This window comes from Flavobacterium tibetense (assembly GCF_003293845.1).
Lineage (GTDB): Bacteria > Bacteroidota > Bacteroidia > Flavobacteriales > Flavobacteriaceae > Flavobacterium > Flavobacterium tibetense.
This window is the reverse complement of the sequence record NZ_QLST01000002.1, coordinates 154,071-180,217: the sequence shown is the minus strand read 5'-3', so window position 1 is coordinate 180,217 and position 26,147 is coordinate 154,071. Positions and strand designations below refer to the sequence as shown.

Here is a 26,147-nt window from a genome sequence, read left to right as displayed (position 1 = left end):
TTATGATAGCACTAGAAGTAAGCACAACTGGTTTAATCAGTACCACAGTAATTGCCTTTTTGGTTTTATTATTGATTTTGGTTGCTGTTATTTTGTTTGCTAAAGCAAAGTTAGTACCATCAGGTCCAGTTAAAATTAAAATTAACGGAGAAGAGGAAATTGAAGTAGGTTCAGGGAGTACTTTATTATCTACTTTGAGTGGAGCAAAAATCTTCTTACCATCCGCTTGTGGTGGTGGTGGAACTTGTATCCAATGTAAATGTAAAGTTCTTGACGGTGGAGGTGAAGCACTTCCAACAGAAGTTCCTCATTTCAGCAGAAAAGAATTAGCAGACGGATGGCGTTTAGGCTGTCAGGTAAAAGTGAAAGCAAACATGGTAATCGAAGTTCCAGAAGAAGTTTTTGGAATTAAGAAATTCAACGCTACTGTTTACTCTAACTACAACGTGGCTTCTTTTATTAAAGAATTCATTGTAGAGTTACCAGATGATATGCACTACGAGCCAGGAGGTTATATCCAAATTGAAATTCCAAAATGCGAAGTAAAATATTCGGATATTGATATCACTGCACACCCTGTAGAACATCCAGGTGAACCAGAAAAATTCAAAGCGGAATGGGATAAATTTAATTTATGGCCATTAGTAATGAAAAATCCTGAAACTGTAGAAAGAGCGTATTCAATGGCTTCTTACCCAGCTGAAGGAAGAAAGATTATGTTGAACGTTCGTGTAGCTACTCCACCATGGGATAGAAATATCAATGGTTGGGCTAAAGTGAATCCAGGAATTGCTTCTTCATACATTTTCTCAAGAAAAGCTGGAGATCCAGTAGTAGTTTCTGGTCCTTATGGAGAATTCTTCATCAATGAAACAGAAGCTGAGATGTTGTATGTAGGAGGTGGAGCTGGTATGGCGCCAATGCGTTCGCACTTGTATCACCTATTCCGTACAGTAAAAACAGGAAGAAAAGTAACGTATTGGTACGGAGGTCGTTCTAAGCGTGAATTATTCTATACAGATCACTTCAGAGCTTTAGAGAAAGATTTTCCTAACTTTAAGTTCTATTTAGCACTTTCTGAACCACAACCAGAAGACAATTGGAAAGTGAAAGATAATATTGATGGAGATGGTGACGGATTCGTAGGATTCATTCACAATGTGGTAATTGATAATTACTTATCTAAACACGAAAACCCAGAAGATATTGAATTGTACTTCTGTGGACCACCAATGATGAACAAAGCGGTTCAAAAAATGGGTGAAGACTTTGGTTTAGATCCAGATAATATTAGATTTGATGATTTTGGAGGATAATCCAATTTTTAAATATCAAAACCGATTCAGAAATGAGTCGGTTTTTTTATGCAATCCACTTGAAATATTTACCTTTGCACTATGGAACCATTATCATTACAAGACTTACATCATTTGGCCATGAATCACGTGGGGAAAGAACTCGAAAAACAAGGATTTGAGTTCATTGCCATTAACAGTCAGTTGAAAAAACATCCGCAATTTGTTTGTGTGGATAAACCTACGAATACCTTACATTTTGTAATGGTACAAGCCGTAATGTATCCTGAAAATCCTGCCGAATATGATGTCGTTTTCATGGAAACATTTATCAACCATGCTAAAACGAAAAATGCAAAAGTGTTATTTGCTGGTGTTGGTTTTGCCAATGCTATAGATTTCGAAAAGCCAATTTTACAAAACCAAGATTATATTATTCATTATGAAGGTATTCAAACCATTTTGTAGTTTAGTTATAGCATTATTTTTCTTTAGCTGCCAACAAGAGTCAAAACCAACTTTTTTCATCATTCAAGGAGAAGCACAAGGAAGTACGTATGCAATTAAATACATCGCAACTGAAGAAGTAACCTCAAAAACGGAAATCGATTCATTATTAACCGCTTTTGATTTATCGCTTTCAACGTATCGCCCAGATTCTAAAATTTCCAAAATTAACGCAGGTGATTCTACGATTGTTGTAGATGATTTTTTTGTGAAAACTTTTGAGGTTTCCAACCAAATTTTCCAAGAAACTAACGGACTTTTCGATCCAACAATCGGCGTTTTGGTAAATGCTTATGGTTTTGGACCCAATAAAAAATCGGTGAATTTGAGTCCAAATCAAATTGATAGTACGTTGCAATATGTTGGTTTTGATAAAGTGAAATTAAACGAAGATAACACCATTTCAAAAAAACACAACCAAACCTATTTCGATTTCAATGCCATTGCTCAAGGGTATTCGGTTGATGTTGTGGTAGATTTTTTAAAGTCCAAAGGAATCAAAAATGCGATAGTTGAAATTGGTGGTGAATTATTTGCTTTGGGGAAAAATACGATTGAAAATAAAAATTGGGTTGTTGGCATTGATGATCCTTTGCAAACTCCTGAGGAAAGAAAACTTATCGCAAAAGTAAACCTAGAAAACCTTGGCATGGCAACTTCAGGAAATTACAGAAAAGTAATGATCGATGAAAAAACAGATGAAAAGTTTGTTCATATCATCAATCCAAAAACGGGTTTATCTCAAAAAGGAAATATATTAAGTGCCACAGTTTTAGCAAAAAATGGAGCTCTAGCTGATGGTTATGCTACCGCATTTATGATAATGCCATTGGAAGAATCAAAAACTTTTTTACAAAACCATCCTGAATTGTATGTAATGTTGTTGTACACAGATGTCGAGAATCAAATGCAACAATATTTAACAGATAATTTTAAGAAATTAATTATTGAGTAAATTTAGGGCTTTCTTTTGAGAGCCTTTTTTATTTATAACAAACCGGAATAATCTCACCTTTTGCCAAACAATATTTTTCTACCAATTCGGGAGCAATCTTAGCCGTGTAATCTTCTTCAATTACAGTGAAACCTATATTTCTTAATTTATCGAAATAATCTCTCCCATAAACACGAACGTGGTCGTATTGCCCAAAGATTTTTGCGCGTTCTTTTGGATCTGTTATTGAATTATCTGTAAAAGTTGTCGCTCTAGATAAATCTTGAGGAATTTGGAAAATTCCCATGCCACCAAGTTTTAAAACACGATACAATTCTTGCATAGCTTTGGTATCATCTGGAATGTGTTCCAAAACGTGATTGCATAAAACAATATCATACGAATTATCTTCGAAAGGTAAATTGCAAATATCGGCTTTTACATCAGCCAATGGTGAAAATAAATCGGTAGTGGTATACTCTAAATTCGATTGTTTTTTGAAACGCTTGTAAAATTCTTGTTCGGGAGCAAAATGCAATACTTTTTTGGGAGTGGTAAAAAAATCCGTTTCGTTTTGTAAATACAACCATAATAAGCGATGCCTTTCTAACGACAAAGTACTCGGTGATAACACATTGTTTCTTTGGTTGCCATATCCATAAGGCAAGAACATACGAAAGCTTTTTCCATCAATAGGATCCGTAAAACGACTCCCTTTCAATAAAAATGCTAAAATTGGTCGTACTACAATACTCAACCTGATAAGAATAGGTCTTGGAATGGTGTTGAGTATTAGTTTAAAAAGTTTTTTCATAAGTTGTTACACAGAGATTCACAAAGAAATCACAGAGATTCACGAAGTTGTTCTTTTAAGTATTTATATATCTTTTTATGTTGTTTTTTAGTATTTTAGAGTGAAAATTAATTAAGAGCCCCAAGGGAAAATCACCAAGTTTTAAATAAGTTAGCACTTGCGCTTTGTGAACATCAGTTAGTTCTTCAACTGTTTTTAATTCAATTACAATTTGTTCGTTTACAAGTAAATCAATTTTATACCCATGATTTAACTCTATATTTTTATAAACAATTGGAAGAGAAATTTCTTTTTCAACTTTTAGACCAGCTTTTTTGAGTTCGTAAATTAAGCAATTTTGATAAGCGGATTCTAAAAGTCCCGGTCCAAGAATTCTGTGGACTTCTATAGCACAGCCAATTATTTGGTAAGATAAATTATTTAATTCTTCACTAAGTTCATTCATTTTTTAGCATTTTTTGCGAATCTCTGCGATTTCTTTGTGAATCTCTGTGTTATAGCACTAACGGTTTCTGTCTCAAACCATCTTCTTCATTACTTACAATTCCTAATGCTTCATAAATATAAGCGAAAGTAGATAACAACTCTGGTTTTCCGTCTACGATTGCCACATCGTGTTCAAAGTGAGCGCTTGGTTTTCCGTCGGCTGTTGTTATGGTCCAACCATCTTTGTGTTGCTTGATGTTTTTGGTTCCTTGATTAATCATGGGTTCAATGGCAATTACCATTCCGTTGACTAATTTTTTGCCGCGACCACGTTTTCCATAATTAGGAACTTCTGGATCTTCGTGCATTTTTCTGCCTAAACCGTGTCCACATAATTCACGAACTACTCCATAACCGTGTTTTTCGCAATATTGTTGGATGGCATAACCAATGTCTTCTACACGATTTCCCACTTTAGTTTCACGAATACCAACGTATAAAGATTCTTTGGTAACTTGTAATAATTTTTTGGTTTCTGGAGCCACTTCACCTACTTCAAAAGTGTAGGCATGATCGCCATAAAAACTGTTTTTCAACACACCACAATCCACCGAAATAATATCGCCCTCTTGTAAAGGAATATTGTTTGGAATTCCATGAACTACCTGAGTATTCGGACTCATACACAATGAATTAGGAAAACCATACATTCCTAAAAATGCGGGTTCCGCGCCGTGCGAACGAATAAAATCTTCCGCAAGTTTATCTAAATATAAAGAAGTTACACCTGGTTTGATTTCTTTGGCAATCATTCCCAAAGTTTTTGAAACCAATAAAGCGCTTTCACGCATTAATTCAATCTCTTCTAAAGTCTTAATTACAATCATAATGCAAATTTTCGTGACAAAAGTACGAAATCAAGTTCAAATTCAAGTTCAAATTCAAAAATCAAGTTCAAGTTCAAATTCCAATATCTGAAAATCTGAAAATCCATCATCCGAAAATCAAAATCTAAAAAAAAATAACCATATAAGATATATAAGTTTTCTAAAGGTCAATTTGATTACGCTGATAAGTTCATTTAAGATTTTAAAGATTTTTCAAATTTTTTTAATCTGTGTTCCAAAAGTTTTAAGTTCAATTTTAAATTCTAATATCTGAGAATCTGAAAATCTAACTTCTAATCTCTCATTTCTATCCTCTTAAATTAACATGAGAAAAGTCATATTTTATCCTTAATTTACTAACTAATTTTGCACTATAAATTCATTAGGTATGAGTAAATATGTAACCGCAGCGCAAGCTGTACAAGTAGTAAAAAGTGGAGATAGAGTGTATGTTCAAGCTGCAGCAGCAACGCCAACCATTTTAACCAAAGCCTTAACCGAAAGAGCTTCAGAATTACGTAATGTAGAAATTTGTCATTTACACACCGAAGGCGATGCTCCTTATGCGAATCCAGAATTAGCCGAAAGTTTTCATGTGAATTCGTTTTTCATTGGTGGAAATGTTCGTCATACATTAAAAGCAGGAAATGGTTCTTATACACCAGTATTTTTGAGTGAACTACCACATTTGTTTCGTAAAAAAGTGGTGCCGTTAGATGTGGTTTTTATTCAAGTTTCGCCACCTGATTCTCATGGTTATTGTTCTTTGGGAGTTTCTGTTGAAGCCTCTATTGCGGCAATTGAAAATGCAAAAACAGTAATCGCTCAAGTAAATCCAAATATGCCAAGAACTTTTGGTGACGGCATTCTTCATGTTTCGGAAATTGATTATTTGGTAGAGGTAAATATTCCAATTTATGCCCATGATGTGGTGCCTTTTACTGAAGCAGAGGAGAAAATTGGAGAATATGTGGCGTCATTGATTGATGATAAAAGTACGTTGCAAATGGGAATTGGTTCGATACCCAATGCAGCTTTGAGTAAACTAACCCATCACAAGAATTTGGGATTACACACCGAAATGTTTTCTGATGGTGTAATTGATTTGATTGAAAATAATGTAATTGATTGTAATTACAAATCAGTTTACAGAGGAAGAGTTTTGGCTACATTTTTATTGGGTTCCAAAAGATTGTATGATTTTGTGGATGATAATCCATTTATTGAGTTAAAAGAATCTTCGTATGTGAATGATTCAGCTAAAATTCGTAAAAATCCAAAAATGGTAGCTGTCAATTCGGCTATTGAAGTTGATGTAACGGGTCAAGTTTGTGCCGATTCTATTGGAAGTAAAATGTATTCTGGAGTTGGCGGACAAATGGATTTTATTCGCGGTGCTTCTTTGAGTGATGGAGGAAAAGCTATTATTGCATTACCTTCTATTACCAAAAGAGGCGAAAGTAGAATTGTGCCGTATTTGAAACAAGGAGCTGGTGTAGTAACCACGCGTTCGCATGTGCAATACATTATCACCGAGAACGGAATTGCCGACTTATACGGAAAGACATTAAAACAACGGGTGAAAGAAATGGTTAAAATCGCACATCCATCACATCAAGAACAAGTGGAGAAAGCGTATTTTGAAATGGTTAATTGTTTTTAAAAAAAGAATAAAGAGAATAGATAAAAGAATATAGACTTTATTGTTGAAAATTCTTCAAAAATATAGCGTATTGATTTTAAACTTTTTAAACATATTCTGTGTTATTTGAAAATAAACCAAACTTTAACCTTTTGACAACATTAATTAGCTTACCTTTGTAAGGAATTAAATTATTTCATAGATGAATATTTTTGTAGGAAGTCTTCCATTCAGTATTGAGGAAGCAGATTTAAAAGGTTTTTTTGAAGATTATGGTACTGTTGATTCAGTAAAAATAATCACTGACAAATTTACCGGAAGAAGTAAAGGATTTGGATTTGTAGAAATGCCAAATGACGCAGAAGCTCAAAAAGCAATTGATGAGTTAAACGGAGGAACAGTTGAAGGAAGAACTATTGTAGTTAACAAATCTGAACCAAAACCAGAAGGCGAAAGAAGAAGCTTCGATCGTAATGGTGGTGGTGCTAGAGGAAATTTCTCTAACAACAGAGATAACAATAGAGGTCGTTACTAATTGTCTTTAGTGTTATAAAAGCAAAATCCCGAAATTTATTTTTCGGGATTTTTTTTATTCTGGATTTGCCAATACTCTAAACAATTCTAAACTCGACGCCAAATAGGAATTCTCTAAGGCAATTTCAGATAATTTGGCACTTACCAAACTGTTTTCTCGTGTGTTGATAATGAATAACGAACTTTCGCCCATTTCAAACAATCGGTCTTCGGCTTCTAACATTTGAGTAAAATTAGAAACTAATTGATTGTTGATTGCCATTTGTTTTGTAAATGAATTAATTTCCTGCTGTTGGGCATTAATTTTATTATTCAAACTTTGGGTTTCAAAATCCAATCCCAATTCGCTATCTTGAATTTTCAGTTTGGCCAACTTCAATTCGGCACGTTCTTTTCGAAGAAATAGCGGAAAATAGAAATTCACCCCAACTTTATAGTCCTGAAAACGATAATTTTCGAATGCACTGGGTTCTGAAAGATAGTTGTAACTCAAATCCACTTTGGGTAATAAACTATTGGCTTTCAGTTTTTGTTCTATTTTAAGCATGTCGATTTTAGTTAACATTGCATTGATTTTGGGATGATTTTCCAAAGAAATGTTTTCTAAATCCAATAGATTAAGCGTAGTTAAAAAAGTAGCTTTTAGCTTTTGCTCTGGAAAAAGTCTGTCTTCCAATTCTAATGGAATGTTGTCTTCGGTCCATAAGAAATTAGATAACTCTAATTTGGCTTTAAGCAATTTTAATTCTGAATTTTCTAGATTTAAAGCTCTTGTTCTAACTGTAATTCCTGCTTCAATGCTATCGATTGCTGGTTTATCGCCAAATTCAATCGATTTAATTACACCATCATAACGAATTTGCGCATTTTCCAGAAATTCTTTATACAACGCAACTTCGTCATAACTTCTTTTCCAATGAATGTAGCGGTTGCTAGCTTGAAATAACACTTCGGTAAGCATTAAATTTCTTTCGGCTTCATTCAGTTTTTGGAATAATTTAGCTTTTCTAATTCCAGCCATTCTTTCGTTAATCCAAAGTCCTTGACCAATTGGCACGGCAATTCCCACAGAAGTTAATCCTTGATTGGGTAACGTATTTTCTGGATTGATGTAAATTCCTTCGTTGTTGTCAAAAGCGGCTTTAATTTCGATTCCATACCAAGTTGGGATTTTAAAACTTCCATCAAAAATAGAGTAGTAGTTGGCATCTCCGTATTGTTTTTCGTTATAATTGGCTTCTAATTTTGGGTCAAAAGCACCACGCGCTTTCATCAATTCCGCTTGTGCTTCTGTGATTTTCAAGTTGGCTTGTTTGACCAGAGGATGAAATTTTTTCACATAGCCCAAATATTCTTCGAAAGTGAATTCATTTGGGTTGTTTTGAGCTCCAATCAAAACTGGAAATAACGCAATGAGATAAAATACATATTTCATTTCAATTATTTTTTAGCTGTTGCTGTTTGTGGTTGGTAGAAATTTGGTGGGAAACCGTTTAATGTTCGCCAAATTTCGAACCAAATTGGCACATCTTCTAAAAGTGCAATCGACTGTGTTCCAGCGCCAATGCTTAATTGTTCTGGCCATTTTTTATCTTCGGGATCTGGAGCTACTAGAATTCGGTATTTGCCATTTTCACTGATGAAATTTTCTTTAGCTACAATTACACCACCAAAAGTTCCATAAGAAACACCAGGCCATCCGCTGAAAACGATAGTTGGCCATCCATCAAACCAAACGCGTACTTTTTCTCCTTTATTAATTAATGGAAAATCAACTGGATCCACATAGGTTTCTACTGCAATTTCGAAATCTGCTGGCATGATACTCACCACAGGAGTTCCTTCTTTGATAGTTTCTCCCAAACCTGATTGTAATGCACGGTTTACGTAGCCATCTTGTGGAGCTGTAATATAGTACATGCCGTTTCTGATTTGGTAATTGGCATATTGATTTTTTAGTTTGTTTACTTGAGCCTCTGTGTCATATTGTGTACTTAGTGCTGTTTGTTTGTCGCTATTGGCTTTGGCTGATTTTTCTGCGTATTCGGCTGTAATTCTGTTGAGCTCCATAGTGGCATTTAAAACTTCATTTTTGCTAGTTAAATAGCTATTTTCTTGTGTAATGATTTTGGCTTGCATTTGTTGCAATTTTACACGTTTTTCTTCCACATCAGTCATTGGTTTTAAACCTTCTTTGTTTAAACTAACGGAACGATTGTATTGTGTTTCAGCAATTCGTAATTGTGTGGTAACAGCTTGCAAGTCGATACTATCACTTTGAACTTTTAAATACGCTTGTTTTAATTTGTTTTGGGCTTGTCTGAATTTTAAACTTTTCTCGCTTTCAATAGCAAAAAGCTGACTCTCTAAAGCAATTACTTTTTGTTCATAGGATTCAACTGCATTTTCCTTTGCCTTTACTTGATTTCCTGTATTTTCAACAAGATTTGGGTCGAAATAGTCATCCTTTACTTCCGACAAGAAGATGATGGTGTCGCCTTTTTTTACAAAATCACCTTCATTCACGTACCATTTTTCGATTCTACCAGCAATAGTAGTGTGAATGGTTTGTGGTCTTTGGTTGGGTTTCAATGTTGTGACAAATCCTGAACCTGGAATATTTTGCGTCCATGGGAGAAACAAAAAGATTAAGATTAAAATAGCAAAGGCCCAAATAAACTTTCGGATGGCTTTATATTGCTTGTTTTCAGCAAATATCTGAGTGGATTTGTATTTGTCTAAATCTACCCATTGATCGATTCTATTTTTAGTTATGTTTAGCATGTGTTTTTATTTTTTTGAAATGATTTCTCCTTTTTCTAAAACTATTTTCTTGTTTGATTTGGTTTCCCAATAGGAGTGATTTGAAATTACCACTAAGGTCCAATCATGAGCTTTGTTGGTTAAGTAATCAATAATTTTACTTGCCTGAACAGGATCTACTTTTTCTAAAGGTTCTTCTAAAAATAAAATTTTAGGATCATTAATAATACATCTCGCTAATAATATTTTTTGAATAATGGAAGAGTTTATTTGTTTTCCTTCAGCATATATTCTTGTGTCAAAACCAGCAGGTAAAGATTTGATATAATTTGTTAAATCTAATTTATCTAATACTTCGCTTAATTTTTGATTGGTTATTTTCTGATTTTTACAAGTTATGTTTTCTAAAATGGTTCCTTCAAATAATGTATCATTTACGGTTATTATTCCAATTTTGGACTGGTAATCTTCAGTTGTAAATTTCTTGTAATTTACATCGTTCACAAACACACTTCCTGCAGTTGGTTCTAATAATTTACTTAAAATTCGTAAAAGAGTTGTTTTGCCTGAACCATTTTTCCCTTGAATTAAAATGCAATCATTAGGTTCAATTTTAAGATTTATATTTTGTAGAACGGGGAATTCACTATCTGGAAATTTGAAACAAACATTGTTGGTTTCAATTATTAATTTATCGTCATTTAATTGGTAATTAGGATTTGATTTTTCGGTTTCAATTTCCATATCCACAACTGTTCCCAATTTTTCTAATGAAGTTAAGACATCATAAAATAATTCCAGACCTGAAAATAATTTTTCTACTGCAGTAATTATGGATAAGATGATAATTTCTGCCGCAACAAATTGACCAATATTCATTTGTTGGTTTAGTACTAAAACGCCACCAACAATCAATAATCCTGCAGTAATTAAAACCTTGAATCCAGTAAGTTGAATAAACTGCCTGCGTAATATAGTAAAGTGATTTTCACGTTGCTGCAAATATTTGGTAACAATTTTATCGTTTTTTCTTAACGAAAACTCAAAAACGCTTTTACTCTTAAAACTTAAATGATTTCTTGCAATTTCTTGAATCCAATGCGCTACTCGGTATTTGTATTTGGACTCTTTTAAGCTAGTTTCTAATCCAGCTAAAAAATTAATTTTGAAAATAAAATACAGTAATGACAGTAAAATAATCCCGAAAAATATAAAAAATGAATGGTAGAGCGATAGTAAAATAATACCAAATAAAATTTGTAAAATGGCTCCTGAAATATCCAAAAGTAGTTTGGAAAATCCTTTTTGTACGGTTAATGTATCAAAAAAGCGATTAGCTAATTCTGGTGCAGAAGAATTATACAATTGGTTGAATTTTATTTTTGGAAAACGATAAGCAAATTCGAAAGAAGATCGAACAAATATTTTTTGTTGTAAGTTTTCCGTAATTCGATATTGCATGATTTTTAATGTACCAACAAAAGCAACTCCAATAACTACCATTATAACTAGTACAATCCATGATGTACTAACTTTTCCGGCTTGTAAAAAGTTTACAATAGATTGAATACCAAGTGGTAATGACAAACTGATAACTCCAGCAAGAATAGAGTATAAAAAGATTTGATAAATGTCTTTTTTATCAATTTCAATTAAATTTTTAAATCGTTTTAGTGGTGTCATTATTGCAATGTTTTTTGAATCAGGTTACTGTAAAATTCTGAGATGCAATTGCTTTCAGAAGCATTGGTTATGGTTTTGAAATGCTCACTTAAAAAGTGCTGATGTAAAGCCCCTTCAACTACCGTAGATGCTAAACTTTTTGCATATAGATAGTTTGGATTTACTTCATTAATCATTTCAATAATTCTGTTGATTACTCTTTTATAAACTAAAAAATAACCTTGTTTATTTTCTTCGTCAACTTCTTTTGTTAAAAATGTCTTTGAAAATTCAGCTATAATAATTTTACTTAAGATAGATTCATTAATGTGTTTGGTTGTTAAATCATCTTCAATAGGTTGAGTTACAATTACAATGGCTTTTTCTAATTTTTCTATAGGATTAGAAATGTTTACAGTAGAAAAAACTAATTTGTATTCCATCCAGGACCAGTACCACGAAGACAGATATAACAGCAGTTTATGCTTGTTTTCAAAATAGCGATAAATAGAACTTTCATTGGATTTAATTCTCTCGCCTAGTTTCTTAAAAGTAAAAGCATCAAACCCAATTTCATCAATAAGAAGGATACTTTGCTCTATTATTTTTTTACCCAAATCAGAAGTTTCTGGGTTTTTAACATAGAGTTTTTCGTTAATGACAATATTGAAGTTGTTAAGTAAATTTTGCATTTTATAAAAATTACACTTGCAAATATAATAGTATTACTATTAATTCAAAATAGTTTAACTTTTAATTAATAATTGTTATGAAAAAAGGCTACTTAAAAAGTAGCCTTATAAATTATCTAATTAAGGAAAAATGTCCTCGAAATTCTTTAGAAATATTATTAATTTGATATTTCACAGTAAACCAGTAATCTGTTGATGGTAATGGCGTGTCATTAAATAAGCCATCCCATTCATCCGTTTGTGGATTCATGACTTTTAATAGTTTTCCGTATCTGTCAAATATTGAAACGGAAATAAAATCTACAATTGAGCTGCCTTTTAGTTTCCAAGTGTCGTTGTATCCATCCCCATTTGGTGTGAAAAATCTTGGATAATCTAAGATAATAAAGTTTTCACTTAAGTTTCCACAGCCAAATTTATTGGTAACTGTTAAGGTGTATTCTCCTTCAGGAATATTGGTAAAAACATTACTTTCTTGCCAATAAATACCGTCAATAGAGTATAAATAGTCATTTGATGGAGGTGATACTGTCGCAGAAATTGTGTTTTCAACTTCAAAAGCTATTAATTCGGAAGGATTTAATGTTAGGATTTCTGGAATTAATGATGTTTGAGCAGTAAAATTAAAAATACTACTACATAAAGCAGCATTGCTAATATTTGTAACTTTTACTGAATATTCTCCAACAGTAGAAGTGATAAATGAATTATTTGTTTCTCCAGCAATTTCATTTCCGCTTATTCCGTCAAATCCTGTGTACCAAGTGAAAGAATAGTCAGAACTATTTAAAAGTGTTTTTATTTCAACCGGATAAACAATATTATTACTTTGATCAATACAAATTGTATAAGGTTGGCTTAGTAAATTATTTTCAGGGAAAGGCCTTACATATAAATCAAGTTCTAAAATTTTAAAGCAAGCGAGCCCAGTTTCACTATCAATATTTGTTCGGCTGTTTAAACGAACATAAATTTTTTGAAAATTAATAGTTGTGTTAAGATAGTTTGATGGGTTAGTTATTCTATTGTTATTATTAGCTAATGCATCATTAAGTTCTCTGTAGTATATAAATTCAATTGTGCTTAATGGAGTTGCTCCTGCCATTTGACTTTCTCTAATTGTTAAGTCGAATTGTTCAAATCCAGAGTCGTTACATAATTCAATTGGTGTTGGATTGCTATTACTGCCAGGTAAACTCATTACCACTAAACTTAATGTTGTAAATGCTTCACAAGAATTATTTGTAGCATCAACAACCTTGCAAATAATAGTTGTTGAAGTACTTGTATAATTATCTGGGTTAGTTATTGGATTATCTATTAATAAATCAGCATTATTTGCATAGAAAGTAACTTGGTAATTTGCATTTCCATTTGTGATTTGAGTAATTCTACTGTTTAAATTGAAAGTTGCAGTAGTTTCTCCACACAATCGTATTGCTAAAGGCTGTGTCAAAACAGGATTTGGAAAAATACTTATATCAAAATCCACAATTGAACTACATTGAGTTAATGAATCAAATAATCGAACATAAATTCTACGTGTTCCCAAAGTTAATAGCAATGGGATATTTTTGTTAATTGCGAAAACATTATCTCGAGCATTTTCGAATGAATTAAAATAGGAAGCCACAACGGTTGGACTTTGTCCAGATAATACTTCAGCATCTTTAGTATTTAATAAATACGAATCTTGAAGACATATTAACTCTTCATTAATAACATTTTGTAAAGGTGCTTGAGTAACCGTTACTTCAAAAGTTCCAATTCCTTCACAATTTTGCGTTGCATTGGAAATAACTCGGGTGTAAATAGTTGTAGTTCCTACAGGAAGTTGACTTGCATTTGATAATGCATTTAAACCAGTAGAAGCATCTGATGTGTTTATATGAAACGAAATTGTAACATCTGAACTAGGAAAGAACATATTCTTAATCAAAACACGCTGCGCATCAAAATTTATAAAACCGAAATTTTGATTGATTTCTGGACAAACCGCAGCTATATTTGGGTAATTAGCAACACTTGTTGGGTTTATTCTAAGCGTAAAGCTTCCAGTGTTTTCAGAAGTACAATTAGGCGTAATATTTTCGTTGACTAACTTAACATATATGGTTTGGAAAAATGGAGAAGTTGTATTTATATAATTACTAGGATTTGTTATAAGCTGGGTTAAACCAATATCGGAATAAAAATATAAGGTTAATCCAGAAGTAGTATTTGTAAAGTAATTATAAAGTTGTAATAAATTAGTTTCTGCAATTCCGTCTAAAGTATTGTCAATATAATCACATTGTTCTAATGTAGTTGGAACAGTATTGATTATTGGCAAAGCATTAATGGTTATTGCAACACTATTTGAAATGTTTGTACAAGTGCCTTGTTCGGTAGTTTCTAAATAATATTGTGAAGTTGTGTTTACAGTATGATTGAATTTATTAACTAAAAGGGAAGCACTACTAGCTCCTGCAATTGCAATACCATCTTTATACCACTGGTAAGTTAAATTAGTATTTAAACTAGCATTAGAATTGTTTGAAGTAATAGTAAAAGAATCATTTTCACAAAACACATTGTCTGATGCAATTTGTATATTTGGACTTACAATTATTCTTATTGTATTGGATGTTCTAGCCGAGCAAGGAGCGTTAGTTACAATTACATAATAATCTCCTGGTAAAGTTGGAGTGAAAGTTGGATTTGTAGCTCCGTTTATTGGGTTGTTATTTATATACCATTGGTAGTTTAAAACATCTACTAATGGTGCCATATCGGTAAGGTTTGAAATTGCGGAAGTTAAAACAGGATTCGAATTTAAACAAACAGTATTTGAGTTAGAAATACTAACTTCAGGCTCTATATGAAATTTAAGTTCAATTGTTGCTTCACTTTCTCTTAATCCGGTTGTATCACCTGATGGATTTATTGAAATATCATAAACGGTAACAATTACTTTGTATACGCCACTTTCATTAGCATTTATTGTATTACTTGATAATAGTGAGTTATTCTCAGATTGAACTAATATGTCATCTTTATACCAAGAATAGTTAAAACGCAAGTCACTTGGTTGTCCAGGGAAATCCGTTATATCTACTAATGCTTTGATTTCTTTGATAAAAGGTTTGCAATAATCAAGTTGATTGATGGGGGTGTTGTTTGGTTCAACAATACTTACTGAGGATAAAAAATCACAATTTGTAGTTCCAGTTCCACCTGTTTGAGTAACTGTAATACTTCCAGGTTGACCTGCGTAATTGTCAATTAGTAAAACATATAAATCACCAACATTGCTATTTGGAATTGAAACTGTTTCTATAGCTGCTGGAGAATAACTACAATCAACTTCATTGGTGGTGTTAAGTTGGCTACAAATAGAATTAAGATTGCTAAATGGTCCCCATAGAACAAAATCCACATCAGTGCCAAAGCCAGCATTGTTGACTTGACTGATTTGCAGTATTACTGTTCCAGGATCTTTAATTTCTATAAAAAACCATGTTGGACCAACAAAGCTGGTTGGGATGCAAGTAGTGGTGTATGATTCACCGTTGCCTCCTGTAGAATTCGCAAAAGGTATACTTGTTGCACACGATTGATATTCACTAGGGTTAGCTTGAAGTATAGCACATGACGGTGCTCCTCCTTGACCAAAGGAAACCCAACTTGTGAAAAATAATAAAATGGTATAAAATGTAGTTTTTTTCATAACTTTATGATTGGGGACTAAAAGAATGATTTGCGTTCTAAACGAAAATTTGTTAAAATTATTATAACAATGAAAGTCTTGTCATCACAGCTGGTTTTTCAATTCCCATTAAATCTAGAATAGTTGGAGCAATGTCGCTCAAAACACCATCTTTAATTAAAGGTAATTCTTTGTCAATTAAAATAATCGGAACAGGATTTGTGGTGTGTGCTGTATTAGGAGAACCATCTTCATTTATCATCGTTTCACAATTTCCGTGGTCAGCTATTAATAATGTAGTATAATTGTTCGCTAAAGCAGTTTCAACAATTTCTTTCACGCAAATATCTACCGCTTCACAAGCTTTAATTGCGGCTTCCATAACTCCAGTATGACCAACCATATCGCCATTGGCAAAGTTTAGACATACAAAATCAACTTCTCCTTTTTGCAATTCTGGAAGTAAGGCGTCTTTTAATTCAAAGGCACTCATTTCGGGTTTTAAATCGTAAGTGGCAACTTTTGGTGAATTTCTCATAATACGAGTTTCTCCTTCAAAAGGCATTTCTCGTCCACCAGAAAAGAAAAAAGTTACGTGCGGATATTTCTCTGTTTCAGCAATTCGAATTTGTTTTTTGCCATGTTTTTCTAAAACTTCTCCCAATGTTTCGGTGATATTGTCTTTGTCGTAAATAACGTGAATGTTTTCAAAAGTATCGTCGTAATTGGTCATCGTTACGTAGTACAAATTCAACTTGTGCATATTAAATTCATGAAAATCACGTTGCGAAAGCACTTCTGTTAATTCTCTACCTCTATCGGTTCTAAAGTTGAAGAAAATAACTACATCACCTTCTTTTATAGTTGCAACTGGATTTTCATTTACATCGACCATGCAAATTGGTTTGATGAATTCATCGGTTATTTCAGCTTCGTAACTTTCTAAAATGCTTTTGCAAGCATCTTCGCTTTTGGTTCCCAATCCATTTACCACTAAGTCATAAGCTAATTTTACTCTTTCCCAGCGTTTGTCACGATCCATAGCATAATATCTTCCAATTACTGATGCTAATTTGGCATTGGTACTTTTGAAGAAAACGATTAAATCGTTAATGTAGCCTAAACTTGATTTTGGATCAACATCCCTACCATCTGTAAAAGCGTGAACAAACATATTTTGTACGCCTTTTTCTTGTGCCACTTCAATTAATCCTTTCAGATGCGAAGTATGTGAATGCACGCCACCATCAGAAACTAATCCTAAAAAATGAACATTTTTATTATTCTGTATAGCATAATCAAAAGCATCAGTCAATGATTTTTCGAATTTCATGGTTTTGTGTTCCACAGCTAAATTGATTTTAGCCAAATCTTGATATACAATTCTACCAGCTCCCAAATTCATATGACCCACTTCAGAATTTCCCATTTGACCTTCAGGTAAACCTACATTTAACCCATCTGTTCGTAATTGTGCATTTGGGTATTTTTGGTACAAACTATCAATAAAAGGGGTATGTGCTTGGTCAATAGCAGAAACTTTTGGGTCGGGAGATTTTCCCCAACCGTCCAAAATCATCAGAATTACTTTTTTGTTCATCTTTCAAAAATTTAAGCAAAGATAAACATTGGAAGAAGTAAAAAAGGTATAAAAACGGATTTTAAACTTTTTTAATCCAATTTTTTGCTTGGTTGTAATCGATAAAATAACGAATGCTAACTGAAAAAACGTGATTCAAATTGTCACCAATCAAAGTATTGAAGTTGCTTCCAAAATCGCGATTGATTTCTCTTGTGAACGTTCCAGCATTGTTTCGGTATAAAACAGAAAGCTGACTTCCAGGAGCAAACCACCATGAATATGTTAAATCCATGTTCCAAGTACTAAAATTGGAATTCCGATTGTTAGTATATGTTGAGGTTTCATTGAAAGTTCCGTCTTCGTTTAAAGTTAAAATGGTATTATTTTCTGCATAAGACCAATAATGACGCACGAGAAGATTAAAATTCATATCACTATTAATCGAGAATTTACTCGTGATACTATTGGTATAAGTATCTCTATCACGTTGTGCGAAATAAATAGAACTCACATCTCTGTCGATATAACCAATTTCATTGTTTTGTTTCGAATAATTGAAACGATAAATCATCGAAAATTTGTCACTAAAGCGGTATCTCGGACTCACACTGAACGCGTAATTGTATCGGTCTTTTTCGTAAGTATTCGTGAAACTCGGATTTAAATCTAAGGCGAATTTGTTGTTGTAATTAGAAGAAAAATAAACAAAACCGCCATAAGTTTGCGGATAAATCGCATATCTTCCAATGCTTCTTGGTTCGTAATAATCGTATGTTTCAAAAGGATTAAAATTCAGTCCAGCCCCGTAATAGTGGTTTTTTTTGTCAGTAGAGTTTAGGTTTAAATTGAAATTATTGGATTGAATTCTCCCTGTCTCGTTATTAAATTCTGAATATGAATTAAAATTCAATCGGAAGGTGTTGAATATTTTTGTTGGATTTAAAATACGATAACTGGCATTGGTGTAAACCGAACTAAAATTGGTTAAAAAATTGATTCCTAAATCGTTATTGTCAAAATCTTTTGAAACATAATTCCCGCCAATTCCAAAGCGAACTTTTCCGCTAGTTTCTGCGAAATATAAGGAAGTATTGATGCCACTTTTTACCGTTTCGCCATAAATACTACTCATTTTCATGTCGCCAGATAGATTGTAGGTGTTTTTTTTCGTGTTTAAATCGAATAACAAACCAGTAACATTAGCATCTCTAAAACTTCCATCTCTAGTTACATTGGTATTGATTAAAGTAACCGAAGAATTTTGATTGAAACGTTGATCAAATACAGTTACGTTGTAATTAGTAAGTGGAGAAACTACAACTTCTCTCGATTCGCCTGTTATTTCGTCTACTGCAGTTGCTGAAGTTCTCTCAGAAATAGCATTTAGAATCCCAATTCCTAAACCGTCTTTATCTCTACCAGAAACTTTTAAAGCATTTAAAAGATTAATACTGCCAGGATAATTAGTAAAAGATTCATTTTCTTCTAGAGGAATGTTTAATCTCGGTGTTTCACCAATTCTTCTAGAATATAAAAGATTTCCTTTATTGAATAAATCGGTTCCTTCAGTGAAAAAAGGTCTGTTTTCGTTGAATTGCTGTTCGAATGGACCTAAGTTTAAAATTACATCATCAAAACGCGTTTGACCAAAATCAGGAATTAAAATAGCGTCAAGCGTGTAAGCATCGTTGATGCCGTATTTAATATCTAATCCGCCTTTAAATTCTTTGGTAGTTTCGTTATTGTTGTGATTTACATAACTCGAAGCATAGGGAATTATGAACAATCGAGTTGGGGTTTTAATTTCGTTGATTCCTTTTAAAATTCCAGCCTGTTGAATAATTGCACCAATATTAGCATTTACAGGATTCCATGTATAAACTTGTCGGTCTCTTCTAAGTTCACGAACAAAGTTTAATCCCCAAGTTTGATTTTTTTCTTCCGAAAATCGCAAGGCCGCATAAGGAACCTTCATTTCTACAACCCAACCAAAATCAGTAATTTTTGCTTTGCTTTCCCAAATGGCGTTCCATGAAAAATCTTCACCTGTTTGTTCGGTTGCTACACAATCTAATTGTCCGCCAGCCGCAGTAACAAAAAACCGAAAATCTTGTTGGCCATCATTATACCCGTTAATAAAAATTCCGAAAACATCACTTACGCCAAAATTATCTCTTTCGGCTAGTTCTTTTAAAATTTTGTTTGGTTCATTATCGTATAAAATTGCTCCAACATAAATAGCATCGTTGTCATATAAAATTTTCACTTCTGTTCTCTTTTCAAAAGCAATTGGTCTGCCATTGTCTGGTTCAAACATAACGAAATCAGTAGCGGGTTGAACAGAAAGCCATTCGCTCTCATTCAATTGTCCGTCAATTGTCATAGTGCTAGAAATTCGCTGAGTAGTGATTTCTTTTTTTGGATAAGTTTGTAATTTATTGTCTACTTGTGCGTTAACAAAAAGGGTATTAGTTAAAACTGTTAGTAAAACAATTAAATTTCTAGACATAGATTTTGATTTTATGCAAATGTACATTTTTCAATGTAGTACAAAAATTTATTAGAAAATGTTTAACTTTTGTAGGGAATCACCGATTAAATGCATTTTTTTTCGATAAAATACATAAAAAAATTTGTTTCATAAATTTATTTAAATATATTTGGCAAACATAAAACAACAAATAACTACAAGATTAACAATGATTTACAAATTTTTGCCCCTAATTTTACTGGTTTCACTTTCATTCGTAGGAAAAGACACTTCATCTGAAACGGTTGAAGTAAAGTCAATAACTACGGATCCAAAATTAGTTGCAGAGAATTCTAAAGTTTCATTTGCAGCAAAATGTAAATCGTTTTATCAAGAATTGGTGGCAGAAGATTATTCACTTCCAAATTTTGAGAGTTTCTCTAAAGCATTTGAGGGTTATGAGCAACTGAAAAATCAAGGAAAAATTGAAAATGATATTTTAACCATTGTAGATTTTAGTTTACCTTCTACTGAAGAGCGCATGTGGGTTATTGATATGAAAACCAAAACCATTCTATTACAATCTTTAGTAGCTCATGGAAGAAATTCGGGAGATAATGTAGCTACAAGTTTTTCTAATGTTTCTGAATCTTTTCAAAGCAGTTTAGGTTTTTACACTACTGGCGAAGTTTACCAAGGAAAACACGGATTTTCGCTTCGATTAGATGGTTTAGAGAAAGGAATCAACGACAATGCTAGAAATAGAGCAGTTGTGATTCATGGAGCAGATTATGTTTCAAAAAGTTTCATTAAACAACACGGAAGATTAGGAAGAAGTCAAGGTTGTCCTGCTGTTCCTTATGAAGTTCATGAAACGCTAATTAACACGATAAAAAACAAATCTTGTTTGTTTATTTATCATTCTTCTAGAAATTATGTAGTAAAATCTAAGTTAGTTTCTTAGTTTGTTGAATACTTCTTTGTCTAAATTATAGCAATCTTCATAGAAAATTAATTGGTTTTTATCTAATGTGTTTGTCCAATAAAGTAGATGGACTTTTACGTCACTTTTTATTGGAACTAATTTGCTGTTTTTTTTAGCGATAATTTCATCAATTTTTTCCAATGACCAATCGTTATCCTCTTTTTTCATGATTTTTTTTGCCAATCGCAACGGATTTTCCACACGAACACATCCTGAACTCACTGCCCGATTTTCTCTAGTAAAATAACCGCGATTATTGGTATCGTGCAAATAAACCGAATGACGATTAGAGAAATTGAATTTAACTAATCCCAAAGAATTATCACTTCCTGGTCGTTGTACATAACGATACGAACGCGCATTTTCTGGTGACCAATCTTCAGCTGAAATAATTTCTCCTTTGTTGTTGTAAATGGTAATTCTGTTTTTTTCGAAGTAGCCACTACTTTTGCTCGCTGCCGGTGTTAAGTCTTCTTTTAAAATGGTTGGTGGTACGGTCCAAGTAGGATTAAAAACAAAATTCGTTAATTTGGAAGTTAAAATAGGCGTTTTTCTACTAGCTTTTCCAATAATGATGCGTTCAGTGGTTATTGTATCTTTGTTAACCACATAACTTAATTTATATTCGGGTAAATTCACTAGTAAATACGTTTCTCCAAAATCATTCGGAAACCATTTCCAACGTTCTAAATTGGCAATGATTTGTTCTCTTCTTTCATTTTTGGAGTAATTAAGTGCTTTTATGGTACCCAAACCAATAACGCCATCAGCTGCTAAATTATGTCGCCTTTGAAATCTTTTTACGGCCAAAACAGTTAAGCTATCATATACATTAGTAATAATGCTGTCACGATTTTGGTAATCTTTCCAATAAGCTAATCGTTTTTTTATATCTATGATTACATCAGTTGTGTCATTGACAACAATTTTATTTTTTAATGAAATTTTTCCAAACTTATAATCTGGATACTTTTCTAAAACCAATAAGCTTTTCTTGATTTTTCGATAAATTTCATCTTGAGGTTTGATGTTTTTGAACAAAGTAGCAACTTTATTTTCTTTTATGGCGTTTTCAAGTTTTTGGGATAAAGCAATTTCTTTTTTTTCTAAATCCCAATCCGAATAAAGTTTTTTTGGATTTAATTTTCCTGCATGAAGGTGATTGGCTAATTTTTCGAAATTGGTTGTTAGTAAAATGTCGTAGGCAATTATTTCATCATCCGTTAACTTTTCTCTTTTTTCTTCTAGTTTTTCAATCTCTTCTAAGTTGTAATCGCTTGGGTTCAATCCTTCTCTATAGCACAATTTAATCTCATTTATTAAATCTTTTCTATTGTTTGAATTATACCAAATCTCATAATTTTGAAGAACAGCATAGTATCTTTTTATAGAATCATTCACGGTTTTCAATTTTTCAATCGAGACAGGTCGAATGATTTCATTAGCACTCGTTTTCTTTTGTTGCGCATCTTCAATAGCTTCTTTTCTATTGTCTTCTTTTCCTTGGCAATTAGCAAGAAATAAGGCAAGTAGTACTATTATTAGTAGTTTTGGATTCATATATTTTTAAGAAATCTTTTTTAGAGTCGTTTGTACATAATATAATGTGTACCAATACCAGCAATATCAAAAGATGTACCATTAATTGTATAACCCATATTTTCATAGAATCCAACTGCATTTTCTCTGGCATTAAACCAGATAATTGCTTCATTTTCAGTTTTGCAATATTTTTCAGCTTCTAGCATTAGTATTTTTCCAAAACCATAGCCTTGGGCGCTCTCTAAAACCGCCATACCACGTATTTGAAATTGCTTCGTTTCATTAAAAACAGGATTTTTTTTCTCAAAAACAGAGACAACTCCCTTTAGTTCTTCATTATCAAATAAGCCAAAATGTTTAGTTGTTGGATTATCGTCGTTATCAAAAGAACAGGTTTCAATAGGTTTTCCTTTTCTTAAAACAGGATGTCGAACCGGATAAGTTGCTAAAGCTGTTATTTCTTTTAGGATTATCATTTTGTAACTTTTTAATTCTAAACAGTTTGCCAACTCAGTAGGGGAAGTGAAAATGGGTTTATAAAGATAAATCTAAAATTTTCAAAAAAAAATTTGCACGTAAATAAAGTTTTAGAGTATATTTGCACCCACAAAATGAGAGAATCATTCTGTATGCGGAAGTAGCTCAGTTGGTAGAGCTCCAGCCTTCCAAGCTGGTTGTCGCGAGTTCGAGCCTCGTCTTCCGCTCAAAAACCCGATAAAGTTTTAAAAAGTATCACCTGCGGAAGTAGCTCAGTTGGTAGAGCTCCAGCCTTCCAAGCTGGTTGTCGCGAGTTCGAGCCTCGTCTTCCGCTCTGCTAAAAAGCCTTGCATTTGCAAGGCTTTTTTTATTTTAAAGTGTTTAGTTCTGTTTCAGGTGCTACTTCATAAGCCGCGTTGTTTCTAGTAAAAATTCTCGCAGTCAGATTTCCTTTTAGTTTTATGGAATCACCAGTAACTTCTAACCAACTTCCCTCACGAAGTCCAATTACAGGTTGTGAATTGAACTGATGAAATTCATTGATTCTGGTTTCTCGAGTTTCTCCCATGTGCGTTGAGCCTTCTATTGGATCTAAATAATGAGGATTAATATTAAAAGGAACAAATCCAAACGTTTGAAAACTTGGCGGATATACGATGGGCATATCATTCGTTGTTCCCATAGTTAAACCGCAAATGTTACTACCAGCACTGGTTCCTAAGTAAGGAGTTCCATTTTTAACCGCTTTTTCTACGGCTAATAAAACATTGTTTTTGTAAAGTTGGCTCACTAATAAAAAAGTGTTCCCGCCACCAGTAAAAATACCTTGAGCTTGTTCCACAGCTTCGATTGGGTTTTCAAACTCGTGGATTCCTTTTATAGTAATGTTTATTTCGGAAAACGCTAATGCGACTTTACTAGTATAATCTTCATGTGAAATACCACTAGGTCGTGCGTAAGGAATAAAAAGAATTTCCGTTACATCTTTAAAGTGTAGTTTTAAATTGGGTAATAAATACTCAAGATATCCGCCATTGTGTAATGTTGAGGTACTCGCTATAATGATTTTCTTCATATTGTTTTTTTTGCGAAGTAATTAAGATTTACAAAATTACGAGTTTCTATTAACATAAGTTTATCATCTTTTTAGTATTTCATTCAGAGGAATAGAATTACTTTTACTCAGTTGTAAATAAAATGCATGAAAAAATTTTTACTCTTTCTTCTAGTAGCCAACTTCTGTTTTTCTCAAAAATCAGAGATCAAAGGAAAAATAATTTCTGAATCTACAAATTTAGAAGGCATTCACGTTATTAATAAAACCCAAAATAAAGGAGTTGTGACAACTTCTGGAGGTTATTTTACCATTCATGCCAACGAAAAAGATACTCTGATTTTTAGTGCGGTTCATTTAGAAGCTGTAAATCATGTAGTAAAAAAAGAAGATTTTTCAGCGGAATTACTTTTTGTTAAAATGAATGCTTTGGTTAGCCCATTGGAAGAAGTAACTATGACCAAATACAAAAATATAACTCCCGAAGCTTTAGGAATTATTCCAATAGGAATGAAAACCTATACACCAGCGGAAAGAAGATTAAAGGCTGCTTCTGAAATGAAAACTGAAATGACAGTGAATGCTGGAAATGAGTCTGGAGTTTCTTTGTCCTTTGATGCTATTATTAATAGTATGAGCGGAAGAACTAGAATGTTAAAAAAAGAGTTTAATGTTGAAAGAAAAGAGCTTTTAGAACAACAAATAATTCAAACATTTGGAAAAAAATATTTTATTGTGAAGCATAAAATTCCTGATGATTATGTTGATTCTTTTATTTTGTATTTAATTGATGATGCAAATTTTGAATTTGCTTTTTTAAATGAAAATAATTTAAGAATGGAGTTAATCTTAACTCAGAAGTCAATTGATTTTTTAAAGCTTTTAAATTCAAATTGAGATGAAGATTATTTTTTTGTTTTTTTTAATGACGGTTACAAATTTTGTCTTTGGACAAACATCGAAAAATGAGGCTTTGAAAGGAAAAATAGTTTCTGAATCTACCAATTTAGAAGGTATTCACGTTATCAACAAAACCCAAAATAAAGGAGTTGTTACTTCTGCGGGTGGCTACTTCACTATTTATGCTAACGAAAAAGACACTTTGATTTTTAGCGCGGTTCATTTAGAAGCCTTAAATCATGTAGTAAAGAAAGAAGATTTTTCAGAAGAATTACTATTTATTAAAATGAATGCTTTGGTGAGTCCATTAGAAGAAGTGACTATGACCAAATACAAAAACATTACTCCCGAAGCTTTAGGAATTATTCCAAAAGGAATGAAAACATATACGCCAGCAGAAAGAAAATTGAAAACGGCATCAGAAATGACAGTTGGTACCATAATTTCGCTGGATGCTATAATTAATGGGATTTCTGGGAGAACCGCCATGCTTAAAAAAGAACTCAAAGTAGAACGAAAAGAACTACTCATGCAGCAAATTCTAGAAAATTACGAAACAAAATACTTCAAAGAAGAACTAGGAATTCCTGAAGTGTATATTGATGGTTTTTTGTTTTATGCTGTTGAAAATGATGAATTGGCTAAAGCGATTAAAAATGGAAATAAACCTGTCACTGGATTGCTTCTAAGTGATTTAGCAATAAATTTTTTAGGCTTTTTGGAACAAGAAAAACAATAAATGGTAACTTTTTAGTTAATTTGCGACTAAATAGATAAAATAGTAATAATGAAATTGAAATATAAAATAGTTGTTTTTGGATTGTTTCTAACTTTAAGTGCATTTACTTGGCACAAATTTTATGTTTCTGTTACCGAAGTAGCTTATTCAGAAGACAAAAATCGCATAGAAATTTCAACCCGAATTTTTATTGATGATTTAGAAAAAGGCTTGGAGAAAAAATACAATAAAAAAATTAATTTGGCTACCAAAGAAGAAATTCCAGAAGCGAAAGATTTTATTAAAGGTTATGTTAGCCAACGTATTCAAGCCAATGTGAACAATAAAACCGCTGAAGTAGTTTTCCTGGGTTTTGAAACCGAAAACGATGTGTTAATTTGTTACCTTAAAATAGATTTCTCCGAAAAAATTACTACTTTCGAACTTTATAACAATATGTTAACCGAAATATACGCAGACCAACAAAATTTAGTTCATACCAACATCAATAATACCAAAAGAAGTTTTTTACTAACTAAAACTGAAAAAACAGCGCTAATCAAGTACTAAAAAGC

22 protein-coding genes and 2 tRNA genes are annotated in these 26,147 nt (G+C 32.6%); 11 read left to right on the top strand and 13 right to left on the bottom strand.

What is annotated here, in order from left to right; all coding sequences use genetic code 11:
- Positions 1–2: 2 nt before the first annotated feature.
- The 3 genes from nqrF to DPN68_RS02530 all read left to right on the top strand — a co-directional run bounded on the left by nqrF (position 3) and on the right by DPN68_RS02530 (position 2,757).
- Positions 3–1,316, top strand: a complete 1,314-nt coding sequence (gene nqrF / locus DPN68_RS02540; RefSeq protein ID WP_113988024.1) for an NADH:ubiquinone reductase (Na(+)-transporting) subunit F — start codon at positions 3–5, stop codon at positions 1,314–1,316.
- 81 nt (positions 1,317–1,397) lie between these two features.
- Positions 1,398–1,763, top strand: coding sequence for a Na(+)-translocating NADH-quinone reductase subunit F (locus DPN68_RS02535; RefSeq protein ID WP_113988023.1), 366 nt, complete (start codon positions 1,398–1,400; stop codon positions 1,761–1,763).
- The gene (locus DPN68_RS02530) at positions 1,738–2,757 is read left to right on the top strand and encodes an FAD:protein FMN transferase (RefSeq protein ID WP_113988022.1); all 1,020 of its coding nucleotides are present in this window, start codon (positions 1,738–1,740) and stop codon (positions 2,755–2,757) included. Before DPN68_RS02535 ends, DPN68_RS02530 begins: the two co-directional genes overlap by 26 nt.
- Before the next feature lie 28 nt (positions 2,758–2,785).
- Here the strand turns inward: DPN68_RS02530 and DPN68_RS02525 are convergent, their stop codons facing one another.
- The 3 genes from DPN68_RS02525 to map are packed head-to-tail and all read right to left on the bottom strand — an operon-like array spanning position 2,786 to position 4,863.
- On the bottom strand, positions 2,786–3,550 hold the full coding sequence (locus tag DPN68_RS02525; RefSeq protein WP_113988021.1) for a class I SAM-dependent methyltransferase: 765 nt from the start codon (positions 3,548–3,550) through the stop codon (positions 2,786–2,788).
- Between the two features lie 55 nt (positions 3,551–3,605).
- On the bottom strand, positions 3,606–3,995 hold the full coding sequence (locus tag DPN68_RS02520; RefSeq protein WP_113988020.1) for a GxxExxY protein: 390 nt from the start codon (positions 3,993–3,995) through the stop codon (positions 3,606–3,608).
- A 49-nt stretch (positions 3,996–4,044) separates the two neighbouring features.
- The gene (gene map, locus DPN68_RS02515) at positions 4,045–4,863 is read right to left on the bottom strand and encodes a type I methionyl aminopeptidase (RefSeq protein WP_113988019.1); all 819 of its coding nucleotides are present in this window, start codon (positions 4,861–4,863) and stop codon (positions 4,045–4,047) included.
- Between the two features lie 388 nt (positions 4,864–5,251).
- Here map and DPN68_RS02510 point away from each other — a divergent pair, with 388 nt between their 5' ends.
- Entirely contained in the window at positions 5,252–6,526 is a 1,275-nt protein-coding gene (locus DPN68_RS02510; protein WP_113988018.1) for an acetyl-CoA hydrolase/transferase family protein, read from the top strand.
- A gap of 181 nt (positions 6,527–6,707) precedes the next feature.
- Entirely contained in the window at positions 6,708–7,040 is a 333-nt protein-coding gene (locus DPN68_RS02505; RefSeq protein WP_113988017.1) for an RNA recognition motif domain-containing protein, read from the top strand.
- A 54-nt stretch (positions 7,041–7,094) separates the two neighbouring features.
- Here DPN68_RS02505 and DPN68_RS02500 read toward each other — a convergent pair whose 3' ends face one another.
- From DPN68_RS02500 to DPN68_RS02470, 7 genes are all read right to left on the bottom strand, one after another.
- Entirely contained in the window at positions 7,095–8,474 is a 1,380-nt protein-coding gene (locus tag DPN68_RS02500) for a TolC family protein (RefSeq protein WP_113988016.1), read from the bottom strand.
- A gap of 5 nt (positions 8,475–8,479) precedes the next feature.
- On the bottom strand, positions 8,480–9,823 hold the full coding sequence (locus tag DPN68_RS02495) for an HlyD family secretion protein (RefSeq protein WP_113988015.1): 1,344 nt from the start codon (positions 9,821–9,823) through the stop codon (positions 8,480–8,482).
- 6 nt (positions 9,824–9,829) lie between these two features.
- Positions 9,830–10,489: an ATP-binding cassette domain-containing protein gene (locus DPN68_RS13370; protein WP_394336416.1), complete on the bottom strand. Its 660-nt coding sequence runs from the start codon at positions 10,487–10,489 to the stop codon at positions 9,830–9,832.
- 995 nt (positions 10,490–11,484) lie between these two features.
- Entirely contained in the window at positions 11,485–12,156 is a 672-nt protein-coding gene (locus tag DPN68_RS02485; protein ID WP_113988013.1) for a TetR/AcrR family transcriptional regulator, read from the bottom strand.
- A gap of 112 nt (positions 12,157–12,268) precedes the next feature.
- Positions 12,269–15,865 (bottom strand): T9SS type B sorting domain-containing protein, encoded by a 3,597-nt coding sequence (locus DPN68_RS02480; protein ID WP_113988012.1) that lies wholly within the window; start codon positions 15,863–15,865, stop codon positions 12,269–12,271.
- Between the two features lie 61 nt (positions 15,866–15,926).
- Positions 15,927–17,444, bottom strand: coding sequence for a 2,3-bisphosphoglycerate-independent phosphoglycerate mutase (gpmI, locus tag DPN68_RS02475; RefSeq protein WP_113988011.1), 1,518 nt, complete (start codon positions 17,442–17,444; stop codon positions 15,927–15,929).
- Positions 17,445–17,505: 61 nt separating this feature from the next.
- The gene (locus tag DPN68_RS02470; protein WP_113988010.1) at positions 17,506–19,935 is read right to left on the bottom strand and encodes a DUF5916 domain-containing protein; all 2,430 of its coding nucleotides are present in this window, start codon (positions 19,933–19,935) and stop codon (positions 17,506–17,508) included.
- Positions 19,936–20,125: 190 nt separating this feature from the next.
- Between DPN68_RS02470 and DPN68_RS02465 the strand changes: the two genes are divergently transcribed.
- A complete protein-coding gene (locus tag DPN68_RS02465; protein WP_113988009.1) occupies positions 20,126–20,860 on the top strand; it encodes a murein L,D-transpeptidase catalytic domain family protein in 735 nt (244 codons plus the stop codon).
- Here the strand turns inward: DPN68_RS02465 and DPN68_RS02460 are convergent.
- Both DPN68_RS02460 and DPN68_RS02455 read right to left on the bottom strand, forming a co-directional pair.
- Complete coding sequence (locus DPN68_RS02460) at positions 20,849–22,441, bottom strand: L,D-transpeptidase family protein (protein ID WP_113988008.1); 1,593 nt, start codon at positions 22,439–22,441, stop codon at positions 20,849–20,851. The two genes, DPN68_RS02465 and DPN68_RS02460, sit on opposite strands and share 12 nt — an antisense overlap.
- 20 nt (positions 22,442–22,461) lie before the next feature.
- Positions 22,462–22,899 (bottom strand): GNAT family N-acetyltransferase, encoded by a 438-nt coding sequence (locus tag DPN68_RS02455; protein WP_113988086.1) that lies wholly within the window; start codon positions 22,897–22,899, stop codon positions 22,462–22,464.
- A gap of 155 nt (positions 22,900–23,054) precedes the next feature.
- On the opposite strand from DPN68_RS02455, the gene DPN68_RS02450 reads away from it, so the two are divergent.
- Positions 23,055–23,127 (top strand) — tRNA-Gly (locus DPN68_RS02450).
- A gap of 34 nt (positions 23,128–23,161) precedes the next feature.
- Positions 23,162–23,234, top strand: a tRNA-Gly gene (locus DPN68_RS02445).
- Positions 23,235–23,267: 33 nt separating this feature from the next.
- Here DPN68_RS02445 and pepE read toward each other — a convergent pair.
- A complete protein-coding gene (pepE, locus tag DPN68_RS02440) occupies positions 23,268–23,975 on the bottom strand; it encodes a dipeptidase PepE (protein ID WP_113988007.1) in 708 nt (235 codons plus the stop codon).
- Positions 23,976–24,101: 126 nt separating this feature from the next.
- Between pepE and DPN68_RS02435 the strand changes: the two genes are divergently transcribed.
- From DPN68_RS02435 to DPN68_RS02425, 3 genes are read left to right on the top strand one after another with little or no spacing between them, the layout of a single operon-like run.
- Positions 24,102–24,851 (top strand): carboxypeptidase-like regulatory domain-containing protein, encoded by a 750-nt coding sequence (locus DPN68_RS02435; protein WP_113988006.1) that lies wholly within the window; start codon positions 24,102–24,104, stop codon positions 24,849–24,851.
- A 1-nt stretch (position 24,852) separates the two neighbouring features.
- The gene (locus DPN68_RS02430) at positions 24,853–25,593 is read left to right on the top strand and encodes a carboxypeptidase-like regulatory domain-containing protein (RefSeq protein ID WP_113988005.1); all 741 of its coding nucleotides are present in this window, start codon (positions 24,853–24,855) and stop codon (positions 25,591–25,593) included.
- A 48-nt stretch (positions 25,594–25,641) separates the two neighbouring features.
- Positions 25,642–26,142, top strand: a complete 501-nt coding sequence (locus DPN68_RS02425) for a DUF6702 family protein (RefSeq protein ID WP_113988004.1) — start codon at positions 25,642–25,644, stop codon at positions 26,140–26,142.
- Positions 26,143–26,147 lie beyond the last annotated feature (5 nt).

Excerpts from the sequence above, each read along its gene's own strand:
- pepE (WP_113988007.1), bottom strand. The coding sequence starts at position 23,975 with ATGAAGAAAATCATTATAGCGAGTACCTCAACATTACACAATGGCGGA.
- DPN68_RS02505 (WP_113988017.1), top strand. The coding sequence starts at position 6,708 with ATGAATATTTTTGTAGGAAGTCTTCCATTCAGTATTGAGGAAGCAGAT.
- DPN68_RS02525 (WP_113988021.1), bottom strand. The coding sequence starts at position 3,550 with ATGAAAAAACTTTTTAAACTAATACTCAACACCATTCCAAGACCTATT.
- map (WP_113988019.1), bottom strand. The coding sequence starts at position 4,863 with ATGATTGTAATTAAGACTTTAGAAGAGATTGAATTAATGCGTGAAAGC.
- DPN68_RS02435 (WP_113988006.1), top strand. The coding sequence starts at position 24,102 with ATGAAAAAATTTTTACTCTTTCTTCTAGTAGCCAACTTCTGTTTTTCT.
- DPN68_RS02430 (WP_113988005.1), top strand. The coding sequence starts at position 24,853 with ATGAAGATTATTTTTTTGTTTTTTTTAATGACGGTTACAAATTTTGTC.
- DPN68_RS02460 (WP_113988008.1), bottom strand. The coding sequence starts at position 22,441 with ATGAATCCAAAACTACTAATAATAGTACTACTTGCCTTATTTCTTGCT.
- DPN68_RS02455 (WP_113988086.1), bottom strand. The coding sequence starts at position 22,899 with ATGATAATCCTAAAAGAAATAACAGCTTTAGCAACTTATCCGGTTCGA.
- DPN68_RS02485 (WP_113988013.1), bottom strand. The coding sequence starts at position 12,156 with ATGCAAAATTTACTTAACAACTTCAATATTGTCATTAACGAAAAACTC.
- DPN68_RS02530 (WP_113988022.1), top strand. The coding sequence starts at position 1,738 with ATGAAGGTATTCAAACCATTTTGTAGTTTAGTTATAGCATTATTTTTC.
- DPN68_RS02500 (WP_113988016.1), bottom strand. The coding sequence starts at position 8,474 with ATGAAATATGTATTTTATCTCATTGCGTTATTTCCAGTTTTGATTGGA.
- DPN68_RS02520 (WP_113988020.1), bottom strand. The coding sequence starts at position 3,995 with ATGAATGAACTTAGTGAAGAATTAAATAATTTATCTTACCAAATAATT.
- nqrF (WP_113988024.1), top strand. The coding sequence starts at position 3 with ATGATAGCACTAGAAGTAAGCACAACTGGTTTAATCAGTACCACAGTA.
- DPN68_RS02425 (WP_113988004.1), top strand. The coding sequence starts at position 25,642 with ATGAAATTGAAATATAAAATAGTTGTTTTTGGATTGTTTCTAACTTTA.
- DPN68_RS02465 (WP_113988009.1), top strand. The coding sequence starts at position 20,126 with ATGATTTACAAATTTTTGCCCCTAATTTTACTGGTTTCACTTTCATTC.
- DPN68_RS02495 (WP_113988015.1), bottom strand. The coding sequence starts at position 9,823 with ATGCTAAACATAACTAAAAATAGAATCGATCAATGGGTAGATTTAGAC.
- DPN68_RS02535 (WP_113988023.1), top strand. The coding sequence starts at position 1,398 with ATGGAACCATTATCATTACAAGACTTACATCATTTGGCCATGAATCAC.
- gpmI (WP_113988011.1), bottom strand. The coding sequence starts at position 17,444 with ATGAACAAAAAAGTAATTCTGATGATTTTGGACGGTTGGGGAAAATCT.
- DPN68_RS02510 (WP_113988018.1), top strand. The coding sequence starts at position 5,252 with ATGAGTAAATATGTAACCGCAGCGCAAGCTGTACAAGTAGTAAAAAGT.
- DPN68_RS02470 (WP_113988010.1), bottom strand. The coding sequence starts at position 19,935 with ATGTCTAGAAATTTAATTGTTTTACTAACAGTTTTAACTAATACCCTT.
- DPN68_RS02480 (WP_113988012.1), bottom strand. The coding sequence starts at position 15,865 with ATGAAAAAAACTACATTTTATACCATTTTATTATTTTTCACAAGTTGG.